Source organism: Chloroflexota bacterium (assembly GCA_034717495.1).
GTDB lineage: Bacteria > Chloroflexota > Anaerolineae > JAAEKA01 > JAAEKA01 > JAYELL01.
The window spans coordinates 1-26,293 of the sequence record JAYELL010000106.1; the positions used below are offsets into that span (position 1 = coordinate 1).

General features: G+C 55.1%; 24 protein-coding genes. 7 read left to right on the forward strand and 17 right to left on the reverse strand.

Annotation, left to right across the window (positions count from 1 at the left end; translation table 11 throughout):
* From U9R25_18815 to U9R25_18835, 5 genes are all read right to left on the reverse strand, one after another.
* Window positions 1-1,714 (reverse strand): META domain-containing protein (locus U9R25_18815; GenBank protein ID MEA3337946.1); only part of this gene is annotated, 1,714 nt, incomplete at its 3' end.
* 694 nt (window positions 1,715-2,408) lie between these two features.
* The gene (locus tag U9R25_18820; protein MEA3337947.1) at window positions 2,409-5,153 is read right to left on the reverse strand and encodes a LuxR C-terminal-related transcriptional regulator; all 2,745 of its coding nucleotides are present in this window, start codon (window positions 5,151-5,153) and stop codon (window positions 2,409-2,411) included.
* 73 nt (window positions 5,154-5,226) lie between these two features.
* The gene (locus U9R25_18825; GenBank protein ID MEA3337948.1) at window positions 5,227-5,760 is read right to left on the reverse strand and encodes a hypothetical protein; all 534 of its coding nucleotides are present in this window, start codon (window positions 5,758-5,760) and stop codon (window positions 5,227-5,229) included.
* Complete coding sequence (locus U9R25_18830; protein MEA3337949.1) at window positions 5,757-5,948, reverse strand: BrnT family toxin; 192 nt, start codon at window positions 5,946-5,948, stop codon at window positions 5,757-5,759. The genes U9R25_18825 and U9R25_18830 overlap by 4 nt, the downstream gene beginning before the upstream one ends.
* Before the next feature lie 356 nt (window positions 5,949-6,304).
* Window positions 6,305-7,414 (reverse strand): lipocalin-like domain-containing protein, encoded by a 1,110-nt coding sequence (locus U9R25_18835; protein MEA3337950.1) that lies wholly within the window; start codon window positions 7,412-7,414, stop codon window positions 6,305-6,307.
* Window positions 7,415-7,581: 167 nt separating this feature from the next.
* On the opposite strand from U9R25_18835, the gene U9R25_18840 reads away from it, so the two are divergent.
* A complete protein-coding gene (locus tag U9R25_18840) occupies window positions 7,582-8,007 on the forward strand; it encodes a transposase (protein MEA3337951.1) in 426 nt (141 codons plus the stop codon).
* Between the two features lie 18 nt (window positions 8,008-8,025).
* Complete coding sequence (locus U9R25_18845; protein ID MEA3337952.1) at window positions 8,026-8,925, forward strand: transposase; 900 nt, start codon at window positions 8,026-8,028, stop codon at window positions 8,923-8,925.
* A gap of 646 nt (window positions 8,926-9,571) precedes the next feature.
* Here U9R25_18845 and U9R25_18850 read toward each other — a convergent pair.
* The 7 genes from U9R25_18850 to U9R25_18880 all read right to left on the reverse strand — a co-directional run bounded on the left by U9R25_18850 (window position 9,572) and on the right by U9R25_18880 (window position 15,817).
* Complete coding sequence (locus U9R25_18850) at window positions 9,572-9,760, reverse strand: hypothetical protein (GenBank protein ID MEA3337953.1); 189 nt, start codon at window positions 9,758-9,760, stop codon at window positions 9,572-9,574.
* A 71-nt stretch (window positions 9,761-9,831) separates the two neighbouring features.
* A complete protein-coding gene (locus U9R25_18855; protein MEA3337954.1) occupies window positions 9,832-10,269 on the reverse strand; it encodes a hypothetical protein in 438 nt (145 codons plus the stop codon).
* Window positions 10,270-10,958: 689 nt separating this feature from the next.
* The gene (locus U9R25_18860; GenBank protein MEA3337955.1) at window positions 10,959-12,221 is read right to left on the reverse strand and encodes an ArsB/NhaD family transporter; all 1,263 of its coding nucleotides are present in this window, start codon (window positions 12,219-12,221) and stop codon (window positions 10,959-10,961) included.
* Window positions 12,218-13,105 (reverse strand): CBS domain-containing protein, encoded by an 888-nt coding sequence (locus U9R25_18865; GenBank protein MEA3337956.1) that lies wholly within the window; start codon window positions 13,103-13,105, stop codon window positions 12,218-12,220. Before U9R25_18865 ends, U9R25_18860 begins: the two co-directional genes overlap by 4 nt.
* Window positions 13,106-13,138: 33 nt before the next feature.
* Window positions 13,139-14,203: a universal stress protein gene (locus tag U9R25_18870; GenBank protein ID MEA3337957.1), complete on the reverse strand. Its 1,065-nt coding sequence runs from the start codon at window positions 14,201-14,203 to the stop codon at window positions 13,139-13,141.
* Window positions 14,204-14,540: 337 nt separating this feature from the next.
* Complete coding sequence (locus U9R25_18875; protein MEA3337958.1) at window positions 14,541-15,188, reverse strand: HAD family hydrolase; 648 nt, start codon at window positions 15,186-15,188, stop codon at window positions 14,541-14,543.
* A gap of 77 nt (window positions 15,189-15,265) precedes the next feature.
* Window positions 15,266-15,817 carry a nuclear transport factor 2 family protein gene (locus U9R25_18880; protein ID MEA3337959.1) on the reverse strand — a complete coding sequence of 184 codons (552 nt, stop codon included), beginning with the start codon at window positions 15,815-15,817 and terminating at the stop codon, window positions 15,266-15,268.
* 554 nt (window positions 15,818-16,371) lie between these two features.
* Here U9R25_18880 and gyrA point away from each other — a divergent pair.
* From gyrA to U9R25_18900, 4 genes are read left to right on the forward strand one after another with little or no spacing between them, the layout of a single operon-like run.
* Window positions 16,372-18,921 carry a DNA gyrase subunit A gene (gene gyrA / locus U9R25_18885; GenBank protein MEA3337960.1) on the forward strand — a complete coding sequence of 850 codons (2,550 nt, stop codon included), beginning with the start codon at window positions 16,372-16,374 and terminating at the stop codon, window positions 18,919-18,921.
* 12 nt (window positions 18,922-18,933) lie between these two features.
* Complete coding sequence (locus U9R25_18890) at window positions 18,934-20,313, forward strand: ATP-binding protein (protein MEA3337961.1); 1,380 nt, start codon at window positions 18,934-18,936, stop codon at window positions 20,311-20,313.
* Between the two features lie 4 nt (window positions 20,314-20,317).
* A complete protein-coding gene (locus U9R25_18895) occupies window positions 20,318-20,875 on the forward strand; it encodes a PDZ domain-containing protein (protein ID MEA3337962.1) in 558 nt (185 codons plus the stop codon).
* A 48-nt stretch (window positions 20,876-20,923) separates the two neighbouring features.
* Window positions 20,924-21,736: a CAP domain-containing protein gene (locus U9R25_18900; GenBank protein ID MEA3337963.1), complete on the forward strand. Its 813-nt coding sequence runs from the start codon at window positions 20,924-20,926 to the stop codon at window positions 21,734-21,736.
* Here the strand turns inward: U9R25_18900 and U9R25_18905 are convergent, their stop codons facing one another.
* The 5 genes from U9R25_18905 to U9R25_18925 all read right to left on the reverse strand — a co-directional run bounded on the left by U9R25_18905 (window position 21,737) and on the right by U9R25_18925 (window position 25,659).
* Window positions 21,737-22,735 carry a nitrogen fixation protein NifH gene (locus tag U9R25_18905; GenBank protein ID MEA3337964.1) on the reverse strand — a complete coding sequence of 333 codons (999 nt, stop codon included), beginning with the start codon at window positions 22,733-22,735 and terminating at the stop codon, window positions 21,737-21,739.
* 15 nt (window positions 22,736-22,750) lie between these two features.
* Window positions 22,751-23,449: a hypothetical protein gene (locus U9R25_18910; protein MEA3337965.1), complete on the reverse strand. Its 699-nt coding sequence runs from the start codon at window positions 23,447-23,449 to the stop codon at window positions 22,751-22,753.
* Between the two features lie 1,100 nt (window positions 23,450-24,549).
* Complete coding sequence (locus U9R25_18915; protein ID MEA3337966.1) at window positions 24,550-25,125, reverse strand: hypothetical protein; 576 nt, start codon at window positions 25,123-25,125, stop codon at window positions 24,550-24,552.
* Window positions 25,118-25,381 (reverse strand): hypothetical protein, encoded by a 264-nt coding sequence (locus U9R25_18920; GenBank protein MEA3337967.1) that lies wholly within the window; start codon window positions 25,379-25,381, stop codon window positions 25,118-25,120. Before U9R25_18920 ends, U9R25_18915 begins: the two co-directional genes overlap by 8 nt.
* Entirely contained in the window at window positions 25,378-25,659 is a 282-nt protein-coding gene (locus U9R25_18925; protein MEA3337968.1) for a hypothetical protein, read from the reverse strand. Before U9R25_18925 ends, U9R25_18920 begins: the two co-directional genes overlap by 4 nt.
* 409 nt (window positions 25,660-26,068) lie before the next feature.
* On the opposite strand from U9R25_18925, the gene U9R25_18930 reads away from it, so the two are divergent.
* Window positions 26,069-26,293: integrase (locus U9R25_18930; protein MEA3337969.1), on the forward strand; the 225-nt coding region annotated here is incomplete at its 3' end.

Consider the following 26,293-nt stretch of genomic DNA (forward strand, 5'->3'; position numbering starts at 1 on the left):
CGCCGCCTTGGTCGATGGCGAACTTGGCGGTGACTTCTGTTCCGGGCAGAACGGCGCCATCGCCGATATCGGTCAGATGCCAGAAAGTATCGTGCAGCGGAGACAGATCCAGCGCTTCAGCCACCTCAGTCGGGGTGGCGATGAAGCTCAGCATCTGCCTGGCGTCTTTTTCTCCGTAAGGAATTTGCAGAATGTCGCCGATGATGCGGTATTCGGTGGCGGCATTCAGTCCGAGGAAAAATTGCTGCTCGACCTCGTAGTTCCCGGTTCCCCAGGGGCAATCTTCATTATCGCTCTTAGTGGGCAGATTGATCTTGATCTCGTTCAGGTTGGCGGTGTAGATAGCGTTGTAGTCGTTGCAGCCGGTCTCGCCCTCCACCACACCAGAGGGCAGGTTGGGCAGGCGGCTGAATTGCGCCGTGAAATGGCTGCCCTCGACAGGCGGCTGCGGGTCGCCGATGTCGCCCAGCGACACCAGCGTCCAGGTCGTTCCCACCAGCGGTTCCCGATCGGCGGCGAAGACGATGTCGCCCTCGCGCGTGTTCAAGACCATGCGATCGCCGAGGATTTCGTAGCCGCTGGCCGTCGATAGCGTTTGCAGATACCATCGCTGAACTTGGTTCAGTGATCCGCCCGGACAGTCAGCCATGCTTGTGTTCATCCGTCCGGTAATCGAGAGATCGCCCTCCTGGGATTTGTAACCGGCTCTGAAGACGCCGCAAGCCGCATTCCCGCTCACGGTTCCGGTTCCGACCTTTTCATCTGGGGTGAACAGCAGGGTGACTGCGACATCTGCCGGCACCAACTCACCCACGATCATCTCCGCCTGCCACAGGATATGTTCCAGCGGCAGCTTCAGGGATGTGTAGTTGAGGAGGCCGCCGTCAACGGTGATCCGCAGGTTGGAGCCGACGATCTCGTAGGCCTGCGACGAACCCAAAGCCGCCAGGTAAGCGGTTTCCTGCTTGGCGCCGGCGGGACAACTCGTTTGCGTACTGGCGGTGGGGCCGACCGTGATCTTATCTCCGTCCAGGGTGTAGCTGGTTGTGTAGCCGTTGCAGGTGGCGTTGCCAGCCAATGTGCCGGAGGTGTCGGTTTCGGGAGAGAATATGGCCGTCACCGCCGTGCCTTCCGCCACTCGCTGCAAATCATTCGGATCGCCGTAAGAGACCAGTTGCCAGGTCGTGCCGGTCAGTGGCGTTTCGCCGGGGGCGTAGACCAGCTTTTCCTCGTAGGACTGGCCCGAACTATAGGCCAGTTCCAGGCGGCCCTGTTTGTTGATCTCGTAGCCGCTGACGGTTTCCAGGGCCACCAGATAGGCCGCTTCCTGCTCGCCGCCTTGTTCACAAGCCATCATTGTCGTCCCGATGGGGCCGTCGATAGTCAGGCCTCCATCGTTGTCGGAGCTATAACCGGCGAAGTAGTTGTTGCAGCCGCCCGAGCCGCTGACCTGCGGTTCGACGCTGCTGAACATGGCCGTGATCACGGCGCCCTCTTCCACGACTGTTGGATTAAGCGCGTCGCCGTAGCCCACCAACACCCAGATGCGATCCGCGACCTCGCCCCAGCGGTAGGATGGCTGGCTGGCTTCGGGCGGTGTCGACGTAGGAGTCGTCGTCTTGCATGCCGACAATGGCAGCATCATGAGCAGCACGGCAATAGCAAGCCATATCCAGTGACTATTTTTCTTGAGTTGGCGTGTGGTTTTCATCATCTCTCCTTGGTTATCCTCCAATTATTTTTCGTAAGTCGCCTAACGGCTAAAATGACAGGATATTGCCTGCCGTTCCTACTCTTTTCTCTTCTGCACTCGACCGGCAAGAGGCAGCACAATTCCAAAGATGATTGCTAAGACAAACGCTGTGTCCCAGTCAACCGTGTTCACGCCGTGGCGTATGGTATTCCAAAGGAATGTAACGAGGATGGCGACAATAAAAGTTACGAGAAAAACAACAACGACTTCGAAAAGCAGTGAACGGATGTTCATGTGACTTGTTGCAGGGGCTTGGCATTCAAATAATTCTATCTATGGACATGGCATTCACACCTGATGCGGCAGTTCGACGCACGTACACTCTACTGACAACAAAGGGAAACCCAAACCATACAGGCCATTCAGGACGCCAAACAGAGTCGCCTGATCGACAAGCTTCCCGATCAAGGTAGTTGATGGCGCGTCATCCGCTTCAGACGTGTTATGAATAGCAATGCCCCCCAGTTGCTCAGACCAACTGCGATCAAGGCGCCCTCGCACCACAATACAATAAGTTGCCGGCGTATCTAATGTGAAAAGACGGAGACTTCGTTTGTCATACATGCCATACTTCCATGCTGGAATGTGTCTTCTCCTACGTATTCCAGTATAGAAGATTTTGGGCAATCACACATCCCCAGAAAATGGGGGTAAATTAGGGGGTTTTTTCGGGGCGGACCAGGCCAAGCTCCCCTGCGCGCACGGTGGCCTGGCGGCGGGTACGGACTTCCAGCTTGGCAAAGATGTTTTTGATGTGTGTACGTACGGTGTGATAGGATATGACCAATTGCCTGGCGATTTCCTTATCCGATTGTCGCTGCGCCAACAGGATTAACACGTCCATCTCGCGGTCGGTCAGCGGCTCCAGCAAGGGCTGTTTGGCGATTGCTGAACCATGTGCATCTGTCGCCTTCGGCGCCACCGGCGAAAAAGCCGCCAGAATCTGTGACACATAGCGCTGTGTTTCTGCGTTTTCGAGGGGCAGTTTGGCCAGCAAGCGCGCCATCTGTGGCCCCAAATCCACAAAAAGCCGGATAAACCCCCCTGGCTCGGCCAACTCTACTGCTTTCCCCAGCGCAGTAACTGCATCCCCCCGCCTGCCTTCCCCATCATCCAGTAGCGCCTGAAAAGCCAGCGTCTCCATCAAGAAACGTGTATTGTGGGTTCGTTCAAGAAATGCCTTGAGCTGGCCCAACAGGCCGCCCGCCCGCTGGCGGCTGGAAGATGTGTTCTGCCCCAGCCAGACCTTGAGCAGCGTAAAATGGGGGGCATAGAATCTGAACATTTGCTCCATGGGGGGCGGTGTTGTAAATTGAGACGCCCACTGGCTGGCCGTGGTGATTTGTCCCTGCCTCAGGGCTAATTCCGCCTGTAGCGCCTGGGCAACTGGCAGCAATGTAGTGTTGCCGGTCTGCAGCACAAACGCAATCGCCGATTCGGCCACCGCTCGCGCCTCCTCTGGTCGGCCTTGCGCCTGATAGCTAAGCGCTAGCCCACACGCACTGTAAGCGTAGACATCGCCATAATTCAGGTAGGGTTGACGCACTACGGCAGAGAAATGTTGTTCTGCAAAGTTTAGATCGTGCTTTTGGTAGGCCACAGTTCCCTGGTGATAGGACGCAAACCCTCGCATTTCCGGGGATTTCGCGTTCTGGCTGAGCGCGAAGCTTTGCTCGGCTGCCAGCGCAAGTCCTTGCAAGTCTGCCGCCACCCAATAGAGGGTGCAGGCGGCTATCAACAAAGTCGCTTTGAAGGCATTGCTTCGCACTTTTTCTTTTTCAAAACCGCTGTACACGGCGGCATAGGCCCCGCTCAAGTCACCTGTCATTTGTAATGCCGCGCCCAGAGTATTCCGGGCCAGGACACGCACGATCCACAATTCACGTCTGGTTGTTTGAATGGATCGTTCCGCATGGGCAATGGCTTCTTGAGGATCGGCCCTCAGATAAGCCATCAGGCTAAGTAGGGCGCTGATCTCACCCTGAAAATGATTGATCTCCTCTTGACTCAAAGCCGATTGCGGCAGAAGTTGCTCGAGCCGTTGCAGGATAACAGGAATTTCTGGCCATTGCCATTGATGATACAAAAGCCAGGCCTTCAACATCAGCAATTCCGGGTACTGCTCGATCACAGCGGGCGAGAATCGATGCAGGTAATGTTCCAGTTGTTGCCATTGGGTATTGTTCGACAACGCGTAGCGTTGCTGCTCCACCAGCGCCACAGCTTCGGACGTTTCGTTCACAGCCAATAAGTGATCCAAAGCTGCTTCGACATGCCCATTTTCGCCCAGCCAAACGCCGGCCGCGGCATGGAGGGAAGCCAATTGCTCGCTGGACGTCCCGGTCCTCAACTTATGGAACAACAGATTCTGAAACAGATGATGATAGCGAAACCACATACCTTCATGATCCAGGGGGATGAGGAAGAGATTGGTTTCCGCCAACTGTTTCAGGATATCCTGGCTGGCGCCTGACTCGGCCATTACCCCCTTAGTATCCGCCGATTCCAATAGAGCGTCGCAGAGGGGGGCGCAGAAGCGGTCGAGAATGGATGTGCGCAGCAAAAATGACTGGACAGTCTCAGGCTGCCGCGCCAGAACTTCATCCGTCAAGTAGCCCATGACATACTGATGGGTCCCGCCATATGTTTTCAGGAAGCCTGCGTCATCGCCCCGCCCCTGGAAGGCCAGTGAAGCCAGATACAATCCGGCTGCCCACCCTTCTGTCTGATTGGTGAGACCATCCAAGAGATCTGGCAATGGCGTTTCATTACATGTGGTCTGCCAATACCGCTGCACTTCTTCCCGGTCAAAGCGCAAATCATTGAGTCGAATTTCGGTTAATTGGCCCTTTGCGCGCAGCGCCGCAATGCCTAACAGCGGATCCTGGCGCGTGATAATCACCAGATGCAATTTCTCTGATTGATATTGAATCAAATTGTCCAGAAGTCGGTGAATATCTTTATTCTGAATATGGTGGCAATCATCCAGAGCAATAATAAGAGGCTCCGGTAAAACGACCGATTCGTTGATCAGAGTCGTTGCCAGATACTCCAGCGATGGCAGTTGTGGCCCATTCAGCAACATCTGGGTTTCCAAACAGCAATCTGGGAAAGAGGTATGGACAGCGGCAATGAAATAATTTAGAAATATCCTGAAGTCGTTGTCGTGCTTATCCAACGACAACCACGCCGACCGGCAATCGCACACCTCCAACCAGACGCTTGCCATCGTGGATTTACCGTACCCGGCCGGTGCGGAAATGAGGGTGAGCTTGCGATGACGGCCATTCTCTAAGCGCTGCACCAAGTGTGGGCGCGGCAAAAAATCACGGCTCAGCCGGGGCCGCGCCAATTTGGTCTGGATGAGGATATTCGGTGTTGATGGTTCCGAGTTACTCATTGAGTCCAACCTCGTGATAAACATCTGCCAGCTTTGTGACGATAAACCAACAACACGTATGGTGTCACCTATTTTACTTGGGATCGTCCGCACGCGTCAATGGAAAACCTGTTCCTGGTCTGGCATTTTTCGCCCTATCGTTGATTGATGTACAGAATGAGAGTTCTTCACCGATCCTGAGTGGAGCAAGTGATACGAACCGAGGAAGAAAAGAAAGAGGCCAAAGCCAAGAAGAGGAAAAAGAAGCATCAATTCGTGCAACGAGCCGAGAGATGTCGCCAGGCCTGCCAGAGGGCGAGCGACGGTAGCTTGGCTCTCGAATCCGCCGGCGGGTTTGCCTTTCTCCATCCTGAATTTGTTGCAGCGGATACGTAGGGAACAGCGTCACCTTCCCCTCTCGATCCATTACGGTAAAACCACTGCCGGTGAGAGCATACTGCGCGTTCCATTCCACTGCGAAGGTTGTCTCCATCTCAATGATCTGGTACGTCTGGTACGGCAACTGCCCCCCTCGATCTGCGAGCTTGAGAGCCAGGTTGTTCTCTGGATCAAGTACCCGTGCGTCTCCCTCAAAAGCGGAGAAGAACAGCAGTTGACCGAGCGTCACGACCTCGGCCTCGCCCCGGAGTGATATCGCAACTCATCGTTGCTGCCTTGAGTCAAGTCTTCCGGTAGCACACGGTTGGGATCAGCAAAGGCATACTGTGCCAAATAGAAGGCAACACCATGTTTTTCCTCATTGATTCGATTCTTGGCTGGGTCCCACTCAGAACTTGAGCTTTTCCGAGAACTCATACCCGCATTTTATCTAATATGTGGCGATTTGGCAATACATATAGTATTCATTTCTTTTTCTCAATTCAACCTGTAATGAACAGTCCATTACAAGCAACCTGACGGCCTGCGTTTCACCCGCCTGGCGGCTGCGGCGGGAGCACCTTCGCCAGCAGAGCGACCCCAGGAAGCGTGGAGAAGTCGAAAAGCGCCGACGATCAGCACGACACCTGGCGATCCCTTGCTCGTCCCCCTGTTTGGAACACAGGACCATTCATGGCGTTTGCGTTGGCACCAGCGGCAGATATAGATAGAAGGCGCAACCGAGGATTGGCTCCGTCAGGGATCCGGGAGCCGCTCAAACCGGAGCAAAACACTCATACCCGCTTGAAGAGTTTCGTGAAATTGATCTTCTTACCCGGATTTCTCACCCCCGGCAGGAGCTCCACAAAGCAATATCCCACGCGCTCTCCGCGGGGATTGATGATCTCAGCCAGCAATTCAAAATAGGCCAGGTTCATCTGTCCATCCATGATGGGGCGTATTTCGTAACGCTCTTCCTTGATGCCGGGCATTTCCAAATCCCAGCCCTTTGAAAAGACAAATCCTTCCACTTCAACGAGTTCTTTATGCGTGTATATGTAATTGCGAACCAATTCTCTGTTGCCCGCTTTGTCGATATATGTCCCATCATAATAGGGGTGCTGGGGAAAGGCAAAGAGCATCACCTCTTCGTCGTCAAAGAAGCGCAGGGAGAACCATTCCCAGTGAGTGGCAGGGTTCGCTATTTCGTAAGGCCCCCACTGCCGGTCAAACCACGATTTTCCGGTCACTTTCAATACCGTTTTTTCTCCTGCGGCGTTGTTCAGAACCACTTCGCCAGCAGTTGGCATGTTAGGGTAGGAATAATAGACCGTTCGTTGGATGGGATCGTCTGGCTCTCCCATGACCAGAACGCCATCATCGCCGTGCCAAAATGCGCCTTTGCCAGAATCGAGGTTGAGATCGAGTGAAAACTCATCTGTTTGCACGGTCAGGCTGATATCGTCCGCCCCTCTCTGTAAGTGAGCGAGCGGCGGGAATTGAAGGCTGTTTTCGTCCTCAAAAAACTTTCGTTCTCGAAAACTGAACTGTTGCTTGAAAAAATGCTGGCCTGTTGTGAAATCGGTAAAGGCTAATTGCAATACCGTTGCCGTGACTCCAAAAATCCTGGCCCGCAGCAAGGTGTATTGGTAGGAGTATAGGCGTTCAGGGTGCTCCGGGTCGCTGAGGTAACCCGTAATGTACCACCAGCCGGATACTTTCCTGTGGGGCGGCCACTCAGCATCAAAATCGCCGTGGTCCGTTTCTCGATAAGGAATTGTGTAGCTCTTTTTCATTAGGTTCCTCTCAGTCATGAATGGAGTTTCGCTGACGCTTGAAATATCTCCTGAGTTCCAAAATTCGTCGCATCCAGGTAACAGCTCAGGCAGTCCCGGTTTTTCCATAGATTTCGCCGATTGACACAGATTCAAACAAAAAAATCTGCGCAATCTGTGGTTGATCTGAGCGCAAACAAGTCATTTTCCTGCCGAGCCTGAGTACTCGAGTTTAGATAAACGATAAAGGCAGCTCGTGATTTGCACAAGCCGCCAAAGGGTGGGAAACTGGAGATGTGCAAAATCCCAATCTCACCCAACAGCAGCTTAACAGGTTAATCGAGTTTCGTCAAGCGGTGTATCGATCGTTTCTGACGCGGCAGGGAGATGCCCAGTTCGAGCTAGTCGATGCGTTGTTGCTCAGTCGCCAGGCCCGGTCCTTTCCGGAGTTGAGTTTGTCACCGGTGTTTCGTCGTCGCTGGCCCAGTATCTATGCAGCGGTAGAAGATGGTAAGCAAGACGTGACCTGGTTACGTGGATACTTGATGGATCAGGTACCGACGCAAGGATGCCAACTCTTCAGTTTGGACGGCACGGCATGGCCGCGATCCCAGGCGCCGACGCTGCCTGACCGGCAATACGTCTACAGTCCGACGCCGGCCATTGATGGTGGTTCGATCGTGGTAGGCTATCCCTACTCGATTCTGGCTTGGATGCCATAGGTAGGTAGCAGTTGGGCCTTGCCCGTCGACATCGAACGCATCAGTAGCCAGCAGACGGCCGTGGAGATGGGCATTACTCAAGTGCGAGATCTCTGTCAACTGCGTCAAGCGGTTCTGGCCTCTTGTCTTCACATCATTGTGGCTGACGGCAAGTATGGCAACCATCGCTTTCTGGGACCATTGCGGGACCTGAACTGCGGCCTCTTGGTACGTATGCGGTGTGATCGGGTCTTGTACCGGGAACCAGGAGCGTACTCAGGTCGGGGACGCCCCAGGGTGCATGGTGACCGCTTTGCCTTCAAAGAACCAGACACCTGGCATGAGCCTGACCAGTTGGTGAATCTGGAACATCCCAAATGGGGTCAAGTGGAAATCCGTTTTTGGAAGGGTCTCCATGCTCGGGAAGATACCAACACGGTCTTCACCGTGCTGTGCGTCCAGGTCCACATGGAGCGGAACCACCCGCCGAAACCGCTCTGGCTGGGCTGGATCGGGCCAGACTTGCCCGCCGACGATCTGTGGATCTATTACCAGCATCGTTGGCCCGTGGAACCCAGTATCCGTTGGCGCAAACAGCAGTTGCTCTGGACCCGGCCTCAGTTCCACGACCCAGAGATTGGTGATCGTTGGACCTACCTGGTAACCTTGGCCCAGTGGATGCTTCACTTGGCCCGACCGCTGGTCTCTGACCTGCCTTTGCCTTGGCAAGCGGCCCAGCCTCCTGACAAACTGACACCAGGACGGGTCCAGCTAGGCCTGGCCCCGGTTTTCGCCCAGATTGGCACACCGGCTGCACCTCCTCAAACTCGCGGAAAATCGCCTGGCTGGCCCAAAGGCCGCAAACGAACCAGGGCCAAGCGTTATGCCGTCGTCAAAAAGGGTGCCGATTCAGCCAAAACGGCTCGAAAAGTCGCTTGAAACTCGATTGTTAAGGTCTTTGCTAGAGCCTGGCCACCGCCAGGCTACTAGCCTATTGTCTAAAGTCTAGTATAGGGAAGTCGTCAAAACATGAAACAGCAATTCCAAATATGCAGTGGAGTCTAGGCTTCAGCCGGGTTAGTCTTGCGCAAACACAACTGACGAGCCGCCTTACCCTAAAGGGGGCTTCGCACAGGCTAGACTCCTGCGCTGTGTTGCGTCATATTTGGAATTACTGGACATCAAATGAGTGGCGACACCGGTGCGCAACCAGAGCTAAACGCCTGTAAATCGCACCGCTTTGCCTCCGGCGTAGCCGGGTCAGCTGCAGTTTGGGTTAGGCGCAGATTCTTCTTTTGCGATTTTGGTCAAGAAGGGATTTCCTCATAGGATTTGAGACGCCTCGCCCATGTTCGCATGGTCTGGGTTGATGATGTATACGGATACCATTTCGTATCCTCAAAGTCATCTGCGACGCCAGGTTCGACAGAATCTGGCGTCCTTTTATGTAAAACAATCTCGAGTATGGTTGCGCTGAATATTGTAACCTGAGTTGGCAAGTCGCGCCGCGACCATCATCGGCGAAACCAAGTCCGGTTGATTAGGGGTTGGGCGGCCACATTATCGTTGAATGCCGGGGATGTTTTCACCCCCGCTCAACAACCGGTACGAAAATAATATTTTTGAACAAGGTGCGTTTTGGCTGTGCCAGGATGTAGGCAATGAGATCTGCAACTTCTTCCGGCTGGATCATTATACTTTCGTCATGAGGATATGGGTTTTCATCATTCCACAGTGGGGTATCAATACCGCCGGGACAAAGGGCCGTTACCAAGACTCCGTCACGCCTGACCAGCCTTCCCAAGGCCTCGGAATGGGCGACGACGCCATGCTTCGATGCGATATTTAGGCACCGTTCTGAAATGTTGGAATCCTTCTCGATCGCCACCAACATACCAAGAACAGTATTCCAGGAATGGCAATCACCACTACCAAAAAATAAGGGATCGCGTAGCGATGGAAATCATGAGTGGTCGGTCTTTGAATTAGAAGCAACAAAAACGTTGCTAACAGGAAAACAAGGGTAATCGCTCCCCCCAATCCCTCCCAACGCCAGGCGATACCTAATCCCAGGATACTCAGAAACATCAGGATTGGCGGTAGTGCTTCCACGAGAGGATAGCCCTCCACCGAATACGGGTCTGCTTTTCCGATTGTCACCCAGTTCCATGCATAGCCGGTAAACATTAGCAGAGAGTAAACAATGATCGGAGAGGACCAAATACGTGCAATCCGGCGTATCCATTTCGTTACACGATCACCGGTGTCACTGACATTTGTCATAGTTTATCCTCCCTTTTTTAATACGGTGCCTAACACTAAGCGTTCGCTCATTTTTTTTCTGAATTAGCGAAATTGATCTGCCATGTTTGCCGAACGATCATAATCATTCACGCCCCCTTGCTTTTTGTGAGACTCCCGCTACCGCGCAAAACTCCTCCCCACGACGACGATACTGGCTCCTGAAACTCTCTCTCACCAAAGCTCAATGAGATTTCATCCTGATCGAAAACTCCGCTTCCCCGCAACGACTTGACCACCCGAAGTCTTCGCCGTGAGGCCTTCATCAATGTGCGAATCAATCTCGTGGTCTGGCAAATTCTTCTTGCACTTTTGCGCTTCTGTAATCACCCAGATCAGCCTGCCGCTGCACTTTCAGGGATTGATTTGGCCGTTCTTCCCATGCGCGCTGGATGAGACCAGCCCAACGTCTATCCAACGCGCTTTTCGCCCACTGTGCCCCCACTAGCTTCGATGCGATCTTTCCAGTTTGAAGCGTAAAGAGCATACGGCAATAACTCAGGCCTATAAACAGCTGCGCCCATCCAGGAAATTTCAACATCATCGGTTAGCATCTCTTGAAATGCCCGGTTGTTCTCGATCAGGGACAGACTCTCGGGTCGGGTGATCTTGCGGACGGCTGTCGCTGAACAGAAGGCCCCGGAAGTGCAACCGTGTCATGTATTGATTCTCTATAAGTAGCGTACCCACACGTACACGCTGGCCAGTACCAGCGATAGAAGTGTAGTTATGACACCATAGCGCAGGAAAAGGCCAAAGCTTATTGGATGCCCGCTTTTTTCAGATAGGTTGGCAACGACAACGTTGGCCGCGGCACCTACAAGTGTCGCGTTACCCCCCAAACAGGCGCCTAAAGCCAGCGACCACCACAGCGGACTCACCGGCATGGCCTGTCCCAGGCTCTCTACCACTGGGATCATCGTAGCTGTGTAGGGGATATTATCCACAATACCAGAGGCAACAGCCGAAAGCCAAATCAACAACATTGAAGTCATCTGAAGGTTACCATCCGTCAGGCGCAGTGCGGCCTGAGCAACAGCTTCGATGATCCCCACTTCCACCAATGCCTCCACCATGATGAACAGACCGATGAAGAAGAAGAGAGCAGTCCACTCGATTTCTCGCAGTACGTGATCGGGATCAATTCCTCCCCACAGCATCAGGACTGTTGCACCCGCCAAAGCAATGGTGGCTGGTTCGAGATGCAGCGCGCCGTGAAGTAGAAAACCCAGGATCACACCGGCCATAACTACCAATGATTTACGCAGCAATGGACCGTTGGTGATCAATTCTGAGGTATCCAGAGCCGCGATAGTTGACGGATCGATTTTAGCACCTTGTAGATCCTTCCTGAAAAGGAACCAGGCCAGCCCGATAAAGGCGATCAGGATCAGTATTGAGATTGGAGCCAGGTTGGCAGCGAATGTGACAAAATCAATGTCGGCGGCACTGCCGATAAGTATATTGGGCGGATCTCCGATTAAGGTTGCAGTCCCCCCAATGTTGGAAGCCAGAATCAAAGCAATGAGAAAGGGCAGTGGGCTGATCCCCAGTCTGGCTGTAATAAATAGGGTCACCGGCGCCATCAATATCACGATGGTCACATTATCAAGCAACGCTGAGGTGACAGCCGTCACAATCACCAGAATAACCAGGATACGGTAAGGGTTTCCCTTTCCCAGCCGGACACTCTGGATGGCGATCCATTGAAAGAGACCCGTCTCCTGCAACATATTGGCAATCATCATCATACCTGCCAGCAAGAAGATGACATTCCAGTCAATCGCTTGGAAGGCTTGATGCTGGTCAAGCACGCCAACAAGGATGATGGTCAACCCGCCTAATAGGGCTGCTATCGTGCGATGTACTCTATCGGAGACGATCACAGCATAAGCGATCAGAAAAATGACTGCAGCAAACCAGGTTTGGTTCAAAGTGCCTCATCCTTGCCGCTCACTTCATCCTCACCCTCCTTACAGCAGGTCGCCAAGAGTTCCAGTAAATTGATGTATCCCACCACGCGATATAGATCATTCACTATCGGTAGTCCTGTCAAATTGTTCTCATGCATGCGTTTGAACGCGTCTTTGACAGTTTCCCCTTGCTTCACCCAGACGGGATCTTGCATGGCATCGGCAGCGGTACGCATATGACTCCGGTCAGCAAATTCCATCGCCTCATCCAAGTCGCTGATTTCGCTGAGAAATTCTTCCGGTAGGATATGGAAGAATACATTGTCAGCAAGAGCACGCAATCTAAGCAACCCCACCAGCCGACCATCTTCAGCCACCACGCATGCCACGTGAACATTGGGATAGGCAAGCATTTTTGGGGCAATATCCTCCAGAGGAGTGTCCGCATCGACAACGGTCGGTTCCAAATCTAAGATAGCGGCTACGTCTTCAACTGGAGTGTTTCGCAGGATGTCAAAGTTCGACCACACAGCCGGCGCTAATGCCTGCTCATCCAATTTTGGCATCACTTTCTTCAAACCCTTCACCTGGGTCACAGGCAACACCAGTAACAGACCGCTGTCAGGCCGGTCAAAACCACCCACAACTCGCTCCGCTTCAGCAACAGCCCGAGCCAATAATTCATCGTCTTCGATGGCAGTGAAGAGTGTGCGCCGGCGCACTTCTTTGGCCTCGAACAAGCGATCGAGACCGCCAAGTCCCACCCGCTTGAGCCAGGATTCCGCCCGATATGCTCCCATACTTTCCATGATCGTCGCACCCGGTACGCCGATCGACCGCCAGGCCTGGAGTAGATCAGGCATACACGTCAGGTCATCTAAGAAAACCATCAACAGGTGTGTCATCAGTTCCTCCTTATGATGTCTATCTATCTTCGGCTATGCATCCAGTTTAACTGGTGTGATAAAACCATCCGGCTTGACGGTCAGTACAGAACAATCCACCTGACGCAGAACCTTTTCAGCGGTGTTGCCGATGAAAAAGCCGGCGACTCCGGAGCGGCTCAAAGTGCCCATTACGATGAGTTCGACCTCTTTTGCCGCTGCCAGAGCCGGGATCAATCTCCCCGCTTCCCCCTTTAACAAATATACCTGGTGCTCCAGGTTTTCTAAATCATATAGCCGCAGTAGTTCTTCAAGCGAACGCCTATGTGTATCTCGATATTCTCGACACCACTCGTCTAACTTTCTTGGGGGAACATTGATACGCCCGCTCTGCACGTGGGATTCCAAAGTACTCGTGTAGGTATGGATGATAAGAAGTCGACAACGCTCCCGATGCGCCAGAGATGTCGCCAGATCCAAAATTTGAATATTGAGGGCGTTCCGCTGCTCATAAAAGGGGGTTGGATCGACCGCAGCCAGGATGTGGCTATAATGTTTGGGTTGGGCTGGATTCATGACCCAGACCGGGCAGGGACACTTGCGCATCAGGTGCATAGTTGTCCTGCCAAACAAAGCTTCCTTCAAGCCTCCCCGACTTTCGGCTCTTATCATCACCAGGTCATGCTCACCCCGCAATACCTCACGGATGATCTCGACGAATGGCGATCCAGACAACACTTTACTGCTGACCTGGACTCCAGTCTGCCGGATGGATGCGACAATCTGCTCCAGGTTATGCTGTTCCTCCTGAATGATGTACTCTTGAACATCTTGGGGCAATTCTTCAATCGTGATGGGAATGCGCTCCTGAAAATCCTGCAGTGATTTCGATGTGACCGGAACAGGCGTATCGCAGGGAATTTCCTCGATAATATCGATGACAGGTTGCTCAGCAACCACCGGCGGCTCAGCTTGATGTAGCATAGTCGCCTTCTTGATAACAAATACTACCGTCAGGCGGGCCTGGTTTCTCTGGCCCAAGGTCACGGCCCGCTTGATGAGCGCTTCACTACCGGATTCATGATCAAGTACGACGAGAATGTTTTTGAAACGTTTCATAACCTGTTTTTCCTCATCTCAATCGTCAACCCCTTTGCCATTCTCCAGGATACTGTAGAGTGAATTGAGTAAAAAAATCCTCGCCGTGCGGCCTTCATCAATATGCGAATCAATCTCGTGGTCTGGCAAATTCTTCTTGCACTTTTGCGCTTCTGCTGGCTAACGGGCGCGTCAGACCGAGACCAGTCAGTGAATTACGATTTGCTGTTTTCACATTGCCGACTTGCATCGAGTGCGTATCTCACAAAGTACAAGGTACTTCTGTAATCACCCAGATCAGCCTGCCGCTGCACTTTCAGGGATCGATTTGGCCGTTCTTCCCATGCGCGCTGAATTTCTACTCTATCTGAACCACCAGGCGATCTGCCTCTCCTACCAAAATGCGCAGTGCAGACAGCCGGTCAACGACAACTGCGCATTCAAGCTCTTCCCGGCAGTGGGTCATTGTAATGCCTATCACTTGCATCCCAGCCGCACGCGCTGCCTCAATCCCCACTGGGGCATCCTCTACGACCACGCATTCCTCTGCTGCCTTGCCCAGCCGTTTCGCTCCCACAAGATAGGGCTCTGGCGCTGGCTTACCATGCCTGACATCATCACCACTCACAAGTGTATCAGGAACCGGCAAACCCGCCCGCGTCAGTCGAGCCCTGGCAAGGTCGTGGCTGCCTGAGGTCACGATGGTCCAGACACCTTTGGGAAGCCCGTTCAATGTTCGTGATGCTCCCTCTATCGCCACGACACCCTCTGTGTCCGCTACCTCAATGGCCGTGAAACGTTCCGCTTCCTTCTCGGCATCCAGATGAGGGGCTACGAGCCGCATCGTTTCCACCGTTCTGAGTCCGTGCGCCACCTGCATCACCGCAGCCATTTCAAGACCGTGCTGGCGAGTCCATTCCTGCCAGTGGCGAGTAATGCAGCTCGTGGAGTCGATGAGAACACCATCGAGGTCAAATAGAATGGCCTCACACTCTAGTTGTGTCATTTTGCATCACCATCGAGCCGCTGCGAAGTACAGAATGAAAACCTTCCACGCGTTCAAAGAATAGTTGTTCTCTTGGATCAATCAACAGGCATTGACCAATGGATTGTGTGAAATCGCCATTGTGTTTCTTCTTTCGTCAATACTGCGCTAATCACAAACGGCCACTTATATCCCACACCCTTCAATCGCTCTCTCAGTCTTCTTACACCAAAATGAGATGCTTCCAATAACTTCTCATCCGCATCTTTGTTTTCTTCTTCAATTATTCTCTTCATCTGATCTAAGTACTGTGGCAGGGCTTTGTCAAATGTATCAGTTTGCTCCAAAGTTCCCACTGTTGTCAGCCAGGCAACATCTCCTTTTGTACTTATCTTTGCGCCTGGCACCTCTATCTCAACCTTTCCCCAATATTCCCAGTCAGATTGGATTATTTCTCTTACTTTGTCTACTCCTTCAAACCACTCATCCCCTCCTCTTTCGGATGCCCCAATTCCAATTAATTCTATGTCATCATTTTGAACAAAAAGTGATACAAACTCATCCAATTTTTCGATATCACGCTCTTTGTACCCATTCTGAAACTGCTGTAATATGCTTCTGATTTCTTTGATAGCTATTGTATCTTCCATGTGATCTCCATAGTGATCTCCATATTTTTTTAGCCACCCAACGTGATAAGAGTTTCATGTGGCGCAGGGCAAAAAAAGCGACGATCGACATCACAAGGTCAACGTTGGCTGCGGCTGTAGAGCCATCGGACCGGAAAGTCTTGCTGGATTTCACTCAACTCGATTTTCCTCTTTCAACCGGGTCCGAGCGGGCCAACGGTGGGCGACGAAAGCACCAGGATAAGAATACATCACTTCCCCTCTCCAAGCAAACGAAAACTTCTGAAAAGATGCCTTCAATGTCTTCAATGTATGGAAGAACGTCCGTTGTAGTATCCCCCAAAAACACCCATTGGCAGCCCGCTTTTTCCTTCAACTTTGAACTCGCCAAACTGGCAGATTTGGGCATTTTGCTATATAATGTAGTTTGGCCTCACGCCAAGCGTAGCGGGGCTGCTGCACAAGTGATCCAGCAGCCCCGTCTTTGTTTAACCTTGAGGCCGCGGCCCTCGCTCCCTCCCAAAGCACGGGCGAAGCCATTCCTAGCAACGAAGCAGACAAGGTGAGAGCATAACATGACCGATCCTGAAACCCTGGATCCCATCGCAGACGCGGTTGACAGCGCCAATGGTGCCGGTACGATCCATAGCATAAATATCGAGCAGGAGATGCGGGCTGCCTATCTCGATTACGCCATGAGCGTCATCGTCCGGCGAGCGTTGCCCGATGCACAGGATGGGCTCAAACCAGTGCAGCGCCGTATCCTCTATGCCATGCACGATATGGGCATGCGGCCTGGCTCCCCCTATCGCAAGTCTGCCCGTATCGTCGGCGAGGTGCTGGGCAAATACCATCCCCACGGCGACACTGCGGTATACGATGCCATGGCCCGCATGGCCCAGGACTTCAGCCTTCGCTATCCCCTGGTCGACGGCCAGGGCAACTTCGGTTCGGTCGACGGTGACAGCCCGGCCGCCATGCGCTACACCGAAGCCCGCATGGCACGCATTGCCGAAACGCTGCTGCGCGACATCGATATGGATACCGTGGACTGGGCTCCTAACTTCGACGAAAGCCTCGAGGAACCGCTGGTTCTGCCCGCCATCTTGCCCAACCTCCTGATCAACGGTGCCAGCGGTATTGCCGTCGGCATGGCAACCAATATCCCACCCCACCACCTGGGAGAGATCGCCGACGCGGTCGCCCATACCATCGACAACTGGCATCGCCTCGATGAGATCGATGTCGAAGAGCTGATGCAGTTCGTCAAGGGCCCAGATTTCCCCACCGGCGGGATTATTTTGGGACAGGATGGCATCCGATCCGCCTACGCGACCGGCAAAGGTCATATCCGCCTTCAAGCCGTTGCGGAAATCTCAGAGATGCCGGGAGGTCGCTTCCGCATCATCATTAGCGAGATCCCTTATCAGCTCAACAAGTCCAATCTGATGGAGCGTATCGCCGAACTGGCTCGTAGCGGACGGCTCGACCAGATCAGCGATCTACGGGACGAGTCGGACCGCACAGGCATGCGCATTGTGATCGAACTGAAACGAGGTGCAGCTCCCCGCAAAACGCTCAACCGGCTCTTCAAATTCACCCCGCTGCAATCCACCTTCGCCATCAACATGCTGGCACTGGTGAACGGTGAGCCCAGGTTGTTATCCCTGAAACGGGCACTGACCATCTACGTTGAGCACCGGCAGGAAGTCATTATCCGGCGTACCCGATACGAGTTGCGAAAGGCCCGGGAACGCGCCCACATTCTGGAAGGTTATCTCATCGCTCTGGAGTTTATCGATGAGGTCATCGACACCATTCGCCAGTCCGAAAGCGCCGATGCTGCCCGCCTGGCCCTGATGGAACGTTTTGGTCTCAGCGAAATCCAGGCTCAGGCCATCCTGGACTTGCAGCTTCGACGACTTGCCGCGCTGGAACAGCAGCGAATACAGGATGACTACGACGAGGTAAAGGGCCGGATTGATTACCTTGAGGATCTGTTGGTATCCCCCCACAAGATCCTGGCGCTGATCAAAGAAGACATCCTGGCACTCAAGCAACGCTACAACGATGAGCGGCGCAGCCAGATCTCTCTGCAAGCCATCGGCGACATGAGCGAAGAGGACCTCATCCCCAATCAGCCGATGCTGATTACCATCACACAAAACGGTTATGTCAAATCAACCGACTCCCAACAGTTTCGGGCGCAGGGTCGCGGCGGTCGGGGAATCCGGGGCATGGCAACCCGCCACGAGGATGAGATCGCCCACCTTTACTACGCCCATACCCACGACCACGTGCTCTTCTTCACCAACATGGGTCGGGTCTATACCGACCGGGTCTGGAATCTGCCAGAGGCAAGTCGAACCAGCCGCGGCCTGCCCCTGGTCAACGTGCTGGACCTGGGACCCGATGAACACGTCACCTCCCTGGTGGTCGTTGGCGATTTCGACGACGCCAAATACATCAGCCTGTTGACGATTCGCGGCCGGATAAAAAGGCTCGACCTGCAGCAATTCGCCCATATCCGTTCAAGTGGCATTATCGCCATGAATCTTGGACCTGACGACCAGTTGGGATGGGCACGCCTTTCCACCGGCGATGACGATCTGATTATCGTCACCGCCGGTGGACGGGCTTTGCGTTTCGTTGAGACGCAGGTACGGCCCATGGGTCGCACAGCTGCGGGAGTCATGGCCATCCGCCTCCGGGAAGGTGATGAGGTTACCGGCTTCGATGTCGTCAGGCCTGAGTGCGACCTCCTTATTGTGAGTGCCCACGGGTATGGAAAACGCACCCCCCTGGCCCAATACCCGGTCAAGAGCCGCTATACCCAGGGTGTGCTGGCAACAGACCGCACCCGTCTGGACGAGACGGGCCCGCTGGTCAGCGGTCGCGTCGTCCACCCGGCAGACCAGATTTCCTTGATTACATCGTCGGGCATTGCCATCCGTATGGAGGTATCCGATGTCAGCCAGATGGGCCGCGCTACCCGCGGTGTTCGAATGGTCAACCTGGATAAGGGCGACATCGTGTCCGCGTGTGCCCGCATTCGCCATGAGGCAACAGGCGAGTCTGACCAGGACGAGGATCTGGCCGAATCCCCGGCGCCGGGAAAGGAATAGAGTGCTGCCACAATGACCCGGAAATCACCCTTATCGAGGTTTCCCAGAGGACCGAACACCGAATATCTGCCCGAACCAGACGCAGACCGCCTTGCCGAAACGCTGGTCGCCTTCGCCAACGCTGAGGGCGGAACGATCCTTCTCGGCATCGCATCCGATGGCACGCCGGCAGAAGGCTTGTTGGGAAATGAAATGGAGGAGGCGCTGCGCGCTGCTCTGCTCATGTGCCGGCCACCCATCCGCACCGAATGGGAACAAATGGAAACCACCGGCGGCACAGTGGCAGCAATACGCGTGCCCCGTTCCACTGAATTGCATGCCATGGCAGATGGTCGGGTCCTGATCCGCAGCGGTCAGGAAAACCGCCCGCTGGGCGGCGAGCAGGTCCGACAACTGGCATCCGGAAAGTCCTCCGGAGATTTCGAGATGCAGGAAGTGCCCGGGGCACAACGGGATGATCTGGATCAAACAGTCATCCAGGACTATATCGCCCGCCGGGAGGACAAACAGGGTCGCCAGATCAAACTCCCGCAGGAGCGCCTGTTGCGCCAGATTGGAGCGCTCACGGCCGATGGAACCCCCACGGTGGCTGGTATCCTTCTTTTTGGATTGGAGCCTCAGTTCTTTCTGCCGCAGGCCACCCTGACCTTTGTCCGTTTCAGCGGCACCGACCTGCGCGGGCCAGGCGGTCTTCCAGGTTATCATCGCCGGGATGAAATCACCGGCCCCCTGGCCCAGGTCATCGAAAGAACGTGGGCAATCCTTTTGCAGGAAATGCGCATCGAGGCGGTGGTCAAGGGCTTGCGCCGCGAGGAACGCGCCGAGTACCCCCAGATCGCAGTGCGTGAGGCCATGGTCAACGCAGTCTGCCATCGCGATTATCGCCTGGGCGGCCGGCACATCGAGATACGCATGTTTGACGACCGGCTTGAGGTGCTTAGTCCAGGTGGGCTGCCCGGCTATATCACCATCGACAATATCGTCGAGGAGCATTTCAGCCGCAATCCCCGCATCGTCAACGGCCTCTATCACTGGAACTATATCGAGGAGCTGGGCCTGGGCATCGACAAGATGATCGAAGCCATGGTTCAGGCCGGGCACCCCCAACCCCTCTTCAATGCCACACCCCACAGCTTTGCCGTGACGCTCAGCAACCAACGGGAACACGTCAGAGTGAGCGGCGCCAGCGATTGGCAATCCAGCATGAACGAACGCCAGTTGAGGGCCCTCCAGCATATGCAGGAATCGGGGCGAATTACCAGCCGCGAGTACCAACAACTCTGCCCCAGCGTTTCCGCTGAGACCCTGCGCCTGGACATGGTTGACCTGACCGATAAGGGCGTCGTCATGAAGATCGGCGTCAAACGAGGAACCTACTACATCCTGAAGTAGACCCATGAACAACAACGATTCATTACGATGGCTGCTGCTGGCGTTTACGGTGATGGTGGCTCTGATCACAACTATGATGGCCTGCCTGGCTGGCGCAACCGGCGGTTACCTGCTTGCCCGAAACCAGTTCGCCCATGCTTTGATCGAGATGCAGGAAACAGAGCCCGTTTTTCCTCGTCAGCAGCGATTCCCCGATGACATGGAGGTTCCGCGGCCGGCGGAACCGCAGGAATTGCTCAACTTCCAGGGAGCGCTGCTGGTCGAAGTGGCGCCCGATAGTCCGGCCGAACAGGCTGGCCTGCAACCTGGCGATCTGATCACGGCTGTCGACGGTCGACCGGTAACAGCGCAGCAAGGGCTGGCCGAGTTGGTGGGCGCCTACCAACCCGGCGACCAGATAAGCGTCACCTTCGTCCACCACGCCAGAATCGATCAGCCGGTGCAAACCACCACTGTGGCCCTTGGCGCCAACCCGGGTGTGCCCGAAATGCCCTATCTTGGTGTTCGCTTTGAGCCCTTTTTCCTCGATTTTCCCAGGCTCCCCTCTGACGGAGGGAGCTAGCTAATCAACAATTAGCCCCCCCTCCCCTCCTGTGCTATAGTGCACCCCATGCAATCCCTACCGCGAACCCTGGCGCTGGCACTGCTTGCCGCCATGGTTCTCCTGTCGGTTTCACCCCTGTCGACCGTGTCCGCCGACAGTCCGGAAACGCGGCCAAGCGACATTCCCCATCCCCAGGCAGCTCCTGAAACTGGATACGCATACATGGTCAAGCCTGGCGACGACGTCTGGATTATCGCGATCTCCCATGGAATCGACATGCATGCCCTGGCCGCGGATAACGGCCTGGAGCCGCCATTTGTCATCCAGCCGGGCCAAAAACTATGGGTTGCAGCAGCCCCGGCCGACCTGCCCGATCGCTGGCGTCCCCTGGCTGCTGCGCCCCCTTCCACAGGCGGTCCTCCCCCTGCCAGAATAACGGCCGATACCGGTGCGCCTTCGCTGTCCACAGCCGCGACACTGCCACCCGCTCTGGCTGAATGGGCCTCCTACCTGGTAGACCGTTTCAACGAAAAACGTTCTGCCCATGGCCTGGCCCCGTTGACATGGTCTGCGCAACTCGCTCAGGCCGCCCAGGCTCATGCCGAGGATTGTTCCAATCGGGGCTGGTGCAGCCATGTGGGTTCCGATGGCGCTCGCCTGCGCACCAGGTTGGATCGTGCCGGCTATCAGGGTTCCTGGACAGGCGAAAACTGGGCCAATATGAGGGATGCCGCTCAGGCTTTCGACCGCTGGTGGAATGAACCGCCCGGGGCCGACCCCCATCGCCAGAACATCCTGGGCAGTGCCTACAAAACCGTGGGCATTGGCATCGCCCAAGGTGGCTGGGGATACTACTTCATCGCCGATCTCGGCAATTAGCTATTGACAATTACTCTGCTTCTTCAACATCCGCAGCACCCGCAGCGTCACCCACTTGCTCGGTTTGCCCTTCTTTTCGATATCAGCCCACATCTTGCCGTTGAGTGAGTTCTTCAGGGCCCAACGGCCTTGATCATCTTGCTTTTCCAGGATCAGCTCGATAACCCCTGTCAGTCTCGGGTCGCCGCCATGGCCTGCATCGACCAGAACAGCCGCCGTTTCCAGGATATCGCTCCAGTAACTCAACGGAAAGCCAAGTTTGAACCAGGTGGAACTGACCCGCTGGGTATAGGGATAATCGGCGGCTGCTGGGTCCCGGCTGAGCAGAAAAGCGGCCCCTGCTTCGATCGCCCGGTCGATAAGAGGGCTGCGCTGCTTTTCCCCTGCCGCCAACAGCCCGCGCAACACCTTGTTGGCGCCCCAACCGCAGGAGTGGCCCTCGTTGGCGCTGCAGGCAAACAGCGGGCCGCTGGTCCCCGACTTGAGATAGTCGATGTCCTCTCCCAGAACGGCCCTGGCCTGCCATTCCAGGGCACGGCGCACCCGCTCATCCTGGCCGAAACCCAGTTCCTGCATGGCGTACAACAGGTTGCCGTTCAGACATGGCACCACGCCGCTGTTGACCGGCTTCTGCAGTAGTGAGAAGGCGCCGTTAGGGGCGATGCTGTGATCCAGTACATATTCGCACCCCCTTCGCACACGCTCATCGCCGGGATCGGCGCCCAACTCGGCCAGGAATTTGATCTGCCAGGTGGTGCCCCGGTACTTGGGAGAATATCCTCCCCCTGGTTTGACCCAATAACCCTCCGCGTATTGCGCGTCCAGGATCGCCGGAACCGGGCCCCTTTGCATGATGGCCCGGCGCGCCTGATCGAGATCGGAGTCCCCTGCCTGCCTCTCCAACAGATCTCTCAGGGCAAAAAAGAGCGGTCCCGGATTCTGCTTATCTCTCTCCAGCAGCCAGGAGAGCGAATCGCCGTTCAACCTGTCTTGCCACATGCTGTCCATCCTTCCTCAACGACTCTGCCACTGAGAACCTATGATCGTGATAAGCCCTCCTGCTGCCAGTACGAATCCCACCAGTCGATGCGGGCTGCCCGCGATCACCAATCCTGTCGCGGTCAAAGCGGTACCCGAGCCCTTAGCCACCTGCTGCACGGCATGGTCAGCCTCCTCCTCCGTTTTTCCCTGCTCAACCAGGCTCCACTTGAGAATGCTGCCGCCATCGACCATTTCCAGCGGTGCCATGCTGCCGGCCGATATCAAGCCGTGGGCCAGGGCTGTGTAGCCGAGAACTTCGTGGAAAATCGTATCTTCCGGGGCAAGTCTTCTCAAGGCCAGGACCAACAGACACGCCAGGCCGCTGTACACCGGACCTCCCAACGCCCTCATGCGATGCTGTTGGGGTGTAATGTCGTTGTCGAAATAGATAGTGCGCGGCATGCCGTGGGAAAGCAGGATCTCGTCCACCGGTGCATAGGCCGCCCTGGCGCTGATGATATGCGCCATGGCGTGGCTGACATCGGCACTCACAACGGCCAGCATGGAGATAAAACCGACAAGCAGGCGAAGCGGCAACGGCCGGCCGGGATTCCCACGTCCTGCCAACCAGGTCATCAACGCCCATACCGCGGCCAGCGCGGCCGCAAAACCTGATTGGGCCCGCACCGGTGTCTCCCAAACCGTAAAAAGGATCGGCGTATCCTCATTCATGCTGCTACCCCTGCTCTCCTCTGATCTTTTCTGATATCCGATCTGCAATTATCTGCGTTCATCTGCGTAATCTGCGGTTATGTTTTTTTCTGATTTCACCGCTGATTTACGCAGACCTCCGGCGCAGATTATCTCTGATCTTTTTTTGGATTGATCTGCGTTTATCTGCGTTTATCTTGCGGTTGTGTTTTTCTCCGATTTCACCGCTGACCTGTCCTGCCCACTCCAGGGCACCTGACGGTGAGCGTAGTCGAAAGATTTACGCAGACCTCCGGCGCAGAGGTCGCTGATCCTCGCTGACCTTTCAAGGAGATACTGCTCCATGACTCGAGTATACCACGATGCCAGCGGCCTGCCAATGGGTACAACGATGCGGATATTTCACAGGCGCATCGGCTCCCTTGTCTACTTGTCTACTTATTTCCTTATCTACTTTTTTCCCTGTCTCCTTGTCTACTTATTTCCATCCGCGGCCAAATCGTTGCCTCCTGGCGCTTGCACGATGATAGCTTTGAACTCGATGTGACTGTCCCGGCCAACGCCACGGCCACCGTCATGCTGCCGGCGACCTCGGCTGATCAGGTCACCGAAGGTGGGAGACCGTTGCGGGACCAGGAGGGAGTTGGCAGCGTCGACGTTTCGGAGGGGGGGGGTGCAGGTAGAGATCGGCTCAGGGGAATATAGCTTCCGGGTCGAATAATTGACTGGAGTTACGCAGTTTGCACACAGCGCCTGCAGCTCTGCGCAGGTGTACTGAGTGCGGCCGAAGGGAGCGACATCTGCACGTGTCATTGGGAAGCGCAGCGAAGGTGCACGTGTCGAAGTGTGCGATCGGGTCAAATGCTGCCCCCTTCAACAAGCTCCAATGGCTGTGGCCGGTCTGTGCGAAACACCCCTGGGAACCGCCCCGGAGTGGGTGAGCGTCAGCCAAAGGGCCCATCCTGAGCTTGCCCAAGGGCCCGACCGAGCCACTCGGGATGTCCATTTGACCCCTGTATTTGGCAGGTGCGTAACATGAGCTCAAAATTCATCTGAATGGTAGCCGCGGTATCCTTGCCGTGTTTACTTTTCAAGGGAAACGCGGCAAGAACCCGCGGCTACTAATCCTCTTGAAGGCGAACCAACAAATCGGCCACGCCTAATTCAGCAGCGCCCTGCTGTAAGTATGACCAATCCAGCCGCGCCGCCTGCGCAGTGATTATTCCGGTCACATCTCGCCACTGCCGTTCCGAGCTGTCACCGCCCAGACGATACCAGCGCAACTTTGCCAGGATCGTATCTTCGGCGCTGGAAAAGCGTGCCGTGCGTTCTGGGTCTGTGGCGACGACAACCGCTTGGGCATTACGAATTTGAGCCTGAGTAAATGGCTGCTGCCCGGCAATGAATAAATCTACCTTAAATATTGTCTCCAGGTGGATCAGGTTAAAACTGGACTGGCGTTCGATGGCTTGACGCACGGCCATTTCATCCACATAAAACGCCTCTTGCAGCGCCTGTACCAATGGCTTGACATGACCGGGCTGCAAGTCAACCACCAGATCGCTGTCCAGGGTGGCCCGGGCCACGCCATGCAGCGCGCTGGCCAGGGAGCCGCCAATCACGTAGGGGATATGCAACGACTCCAGCGCATCAATGACCAGCAGCGTCACCGCAATTGGTTCAGAAACCTCACTCATGAGTCGTCTCCACCGGCAAAGGACCGTAAACCCGCGCGGCCAACGCCTCGCCCAGCAATAGGCCGGCCAGCCGCCGCCGGATTTCACTCTCGTCTGCCTGGGGGTAGCGCTGGCGCAGCCCTTGCACTGCCAGCAGCCGTACTGTGGCGTTCATCTGCCCCACCAGCGCCAGCTTGCGCCACGGTGGGGCCTGCCGCAGCAAATCCAGCCATACGTTTTCCGCTTCCGGGTGGGTATCTGTCAATTTCACATTCACTCGGTTCTCTTTAGAATCAGTTGCTTTATTGTAAACATTGTACCATCACGGCACTTTCGACACAATCGCCGCGAAACGACTACACCACTATCGCCACCCTCTACTTGCTCCACTTCCTCCCATTCTACCGCGCCGGAATCGTATCCATTACCCTCCAGAACCTCGCCTGACACCTGTCGGTATGAGGCGTTTTCAGCCTTGCTCAGTATCGTCTCTATTCCCTCCTTCATGGTTTCGATCGCCCGGCGCCGCTCCCCGTCGGGAAGGTCGGCAACCATCAGTATGGTCTATCCAAGCCGGGGTTACGGGATGAACCTGTCGGTGTATTGCAGATAGCCTTGACTCCCTCCCTGCTTATGCCAAAAGCGTACCGATTTACGAAGACGCTTGAGGATGGCCGAGACTTCTTCCAACGAGAGAGGCTGCCCTGGGAGCGGGAAAACCTTGTCATCTTCTGAGAACGCGTGAGAACGCCCCAGACGCCATTCGCAAATGCTTTGCACAGCATCATAAACATCACGTTTTCGTTCAGTCGAGAGATGCACCGGTCGGGCTTCCTTTCCCCGCCACTCCCGTGCTGGCTACTTGGCACATCCGTTCCGATTTGAGCACTTGAGTCGCTTGATTTGCAGGCGACAAACTGCTATACTCCCGCTTTCACATCTCCAAAACGGGAGCAGTAGCGACATGCTATCAAACGTCCGTCGATTCCGCCGTCGATTTTTCGATGCCGTGCAGTTTCACTTCAAACGCTGGCTCAAACCCAACACCCTTTCCCTGGCGGGTGGAGCTACCGCTGACTTTGCTCGTCGCCGGGCCGAGCTCGTCGCCGAAAACGCCCTGCTGCGCCAGCAACTCATTATCCTTCAACGCCAGAGCAGGCGTCCGCAACTCGATAACTTCGATCGCATC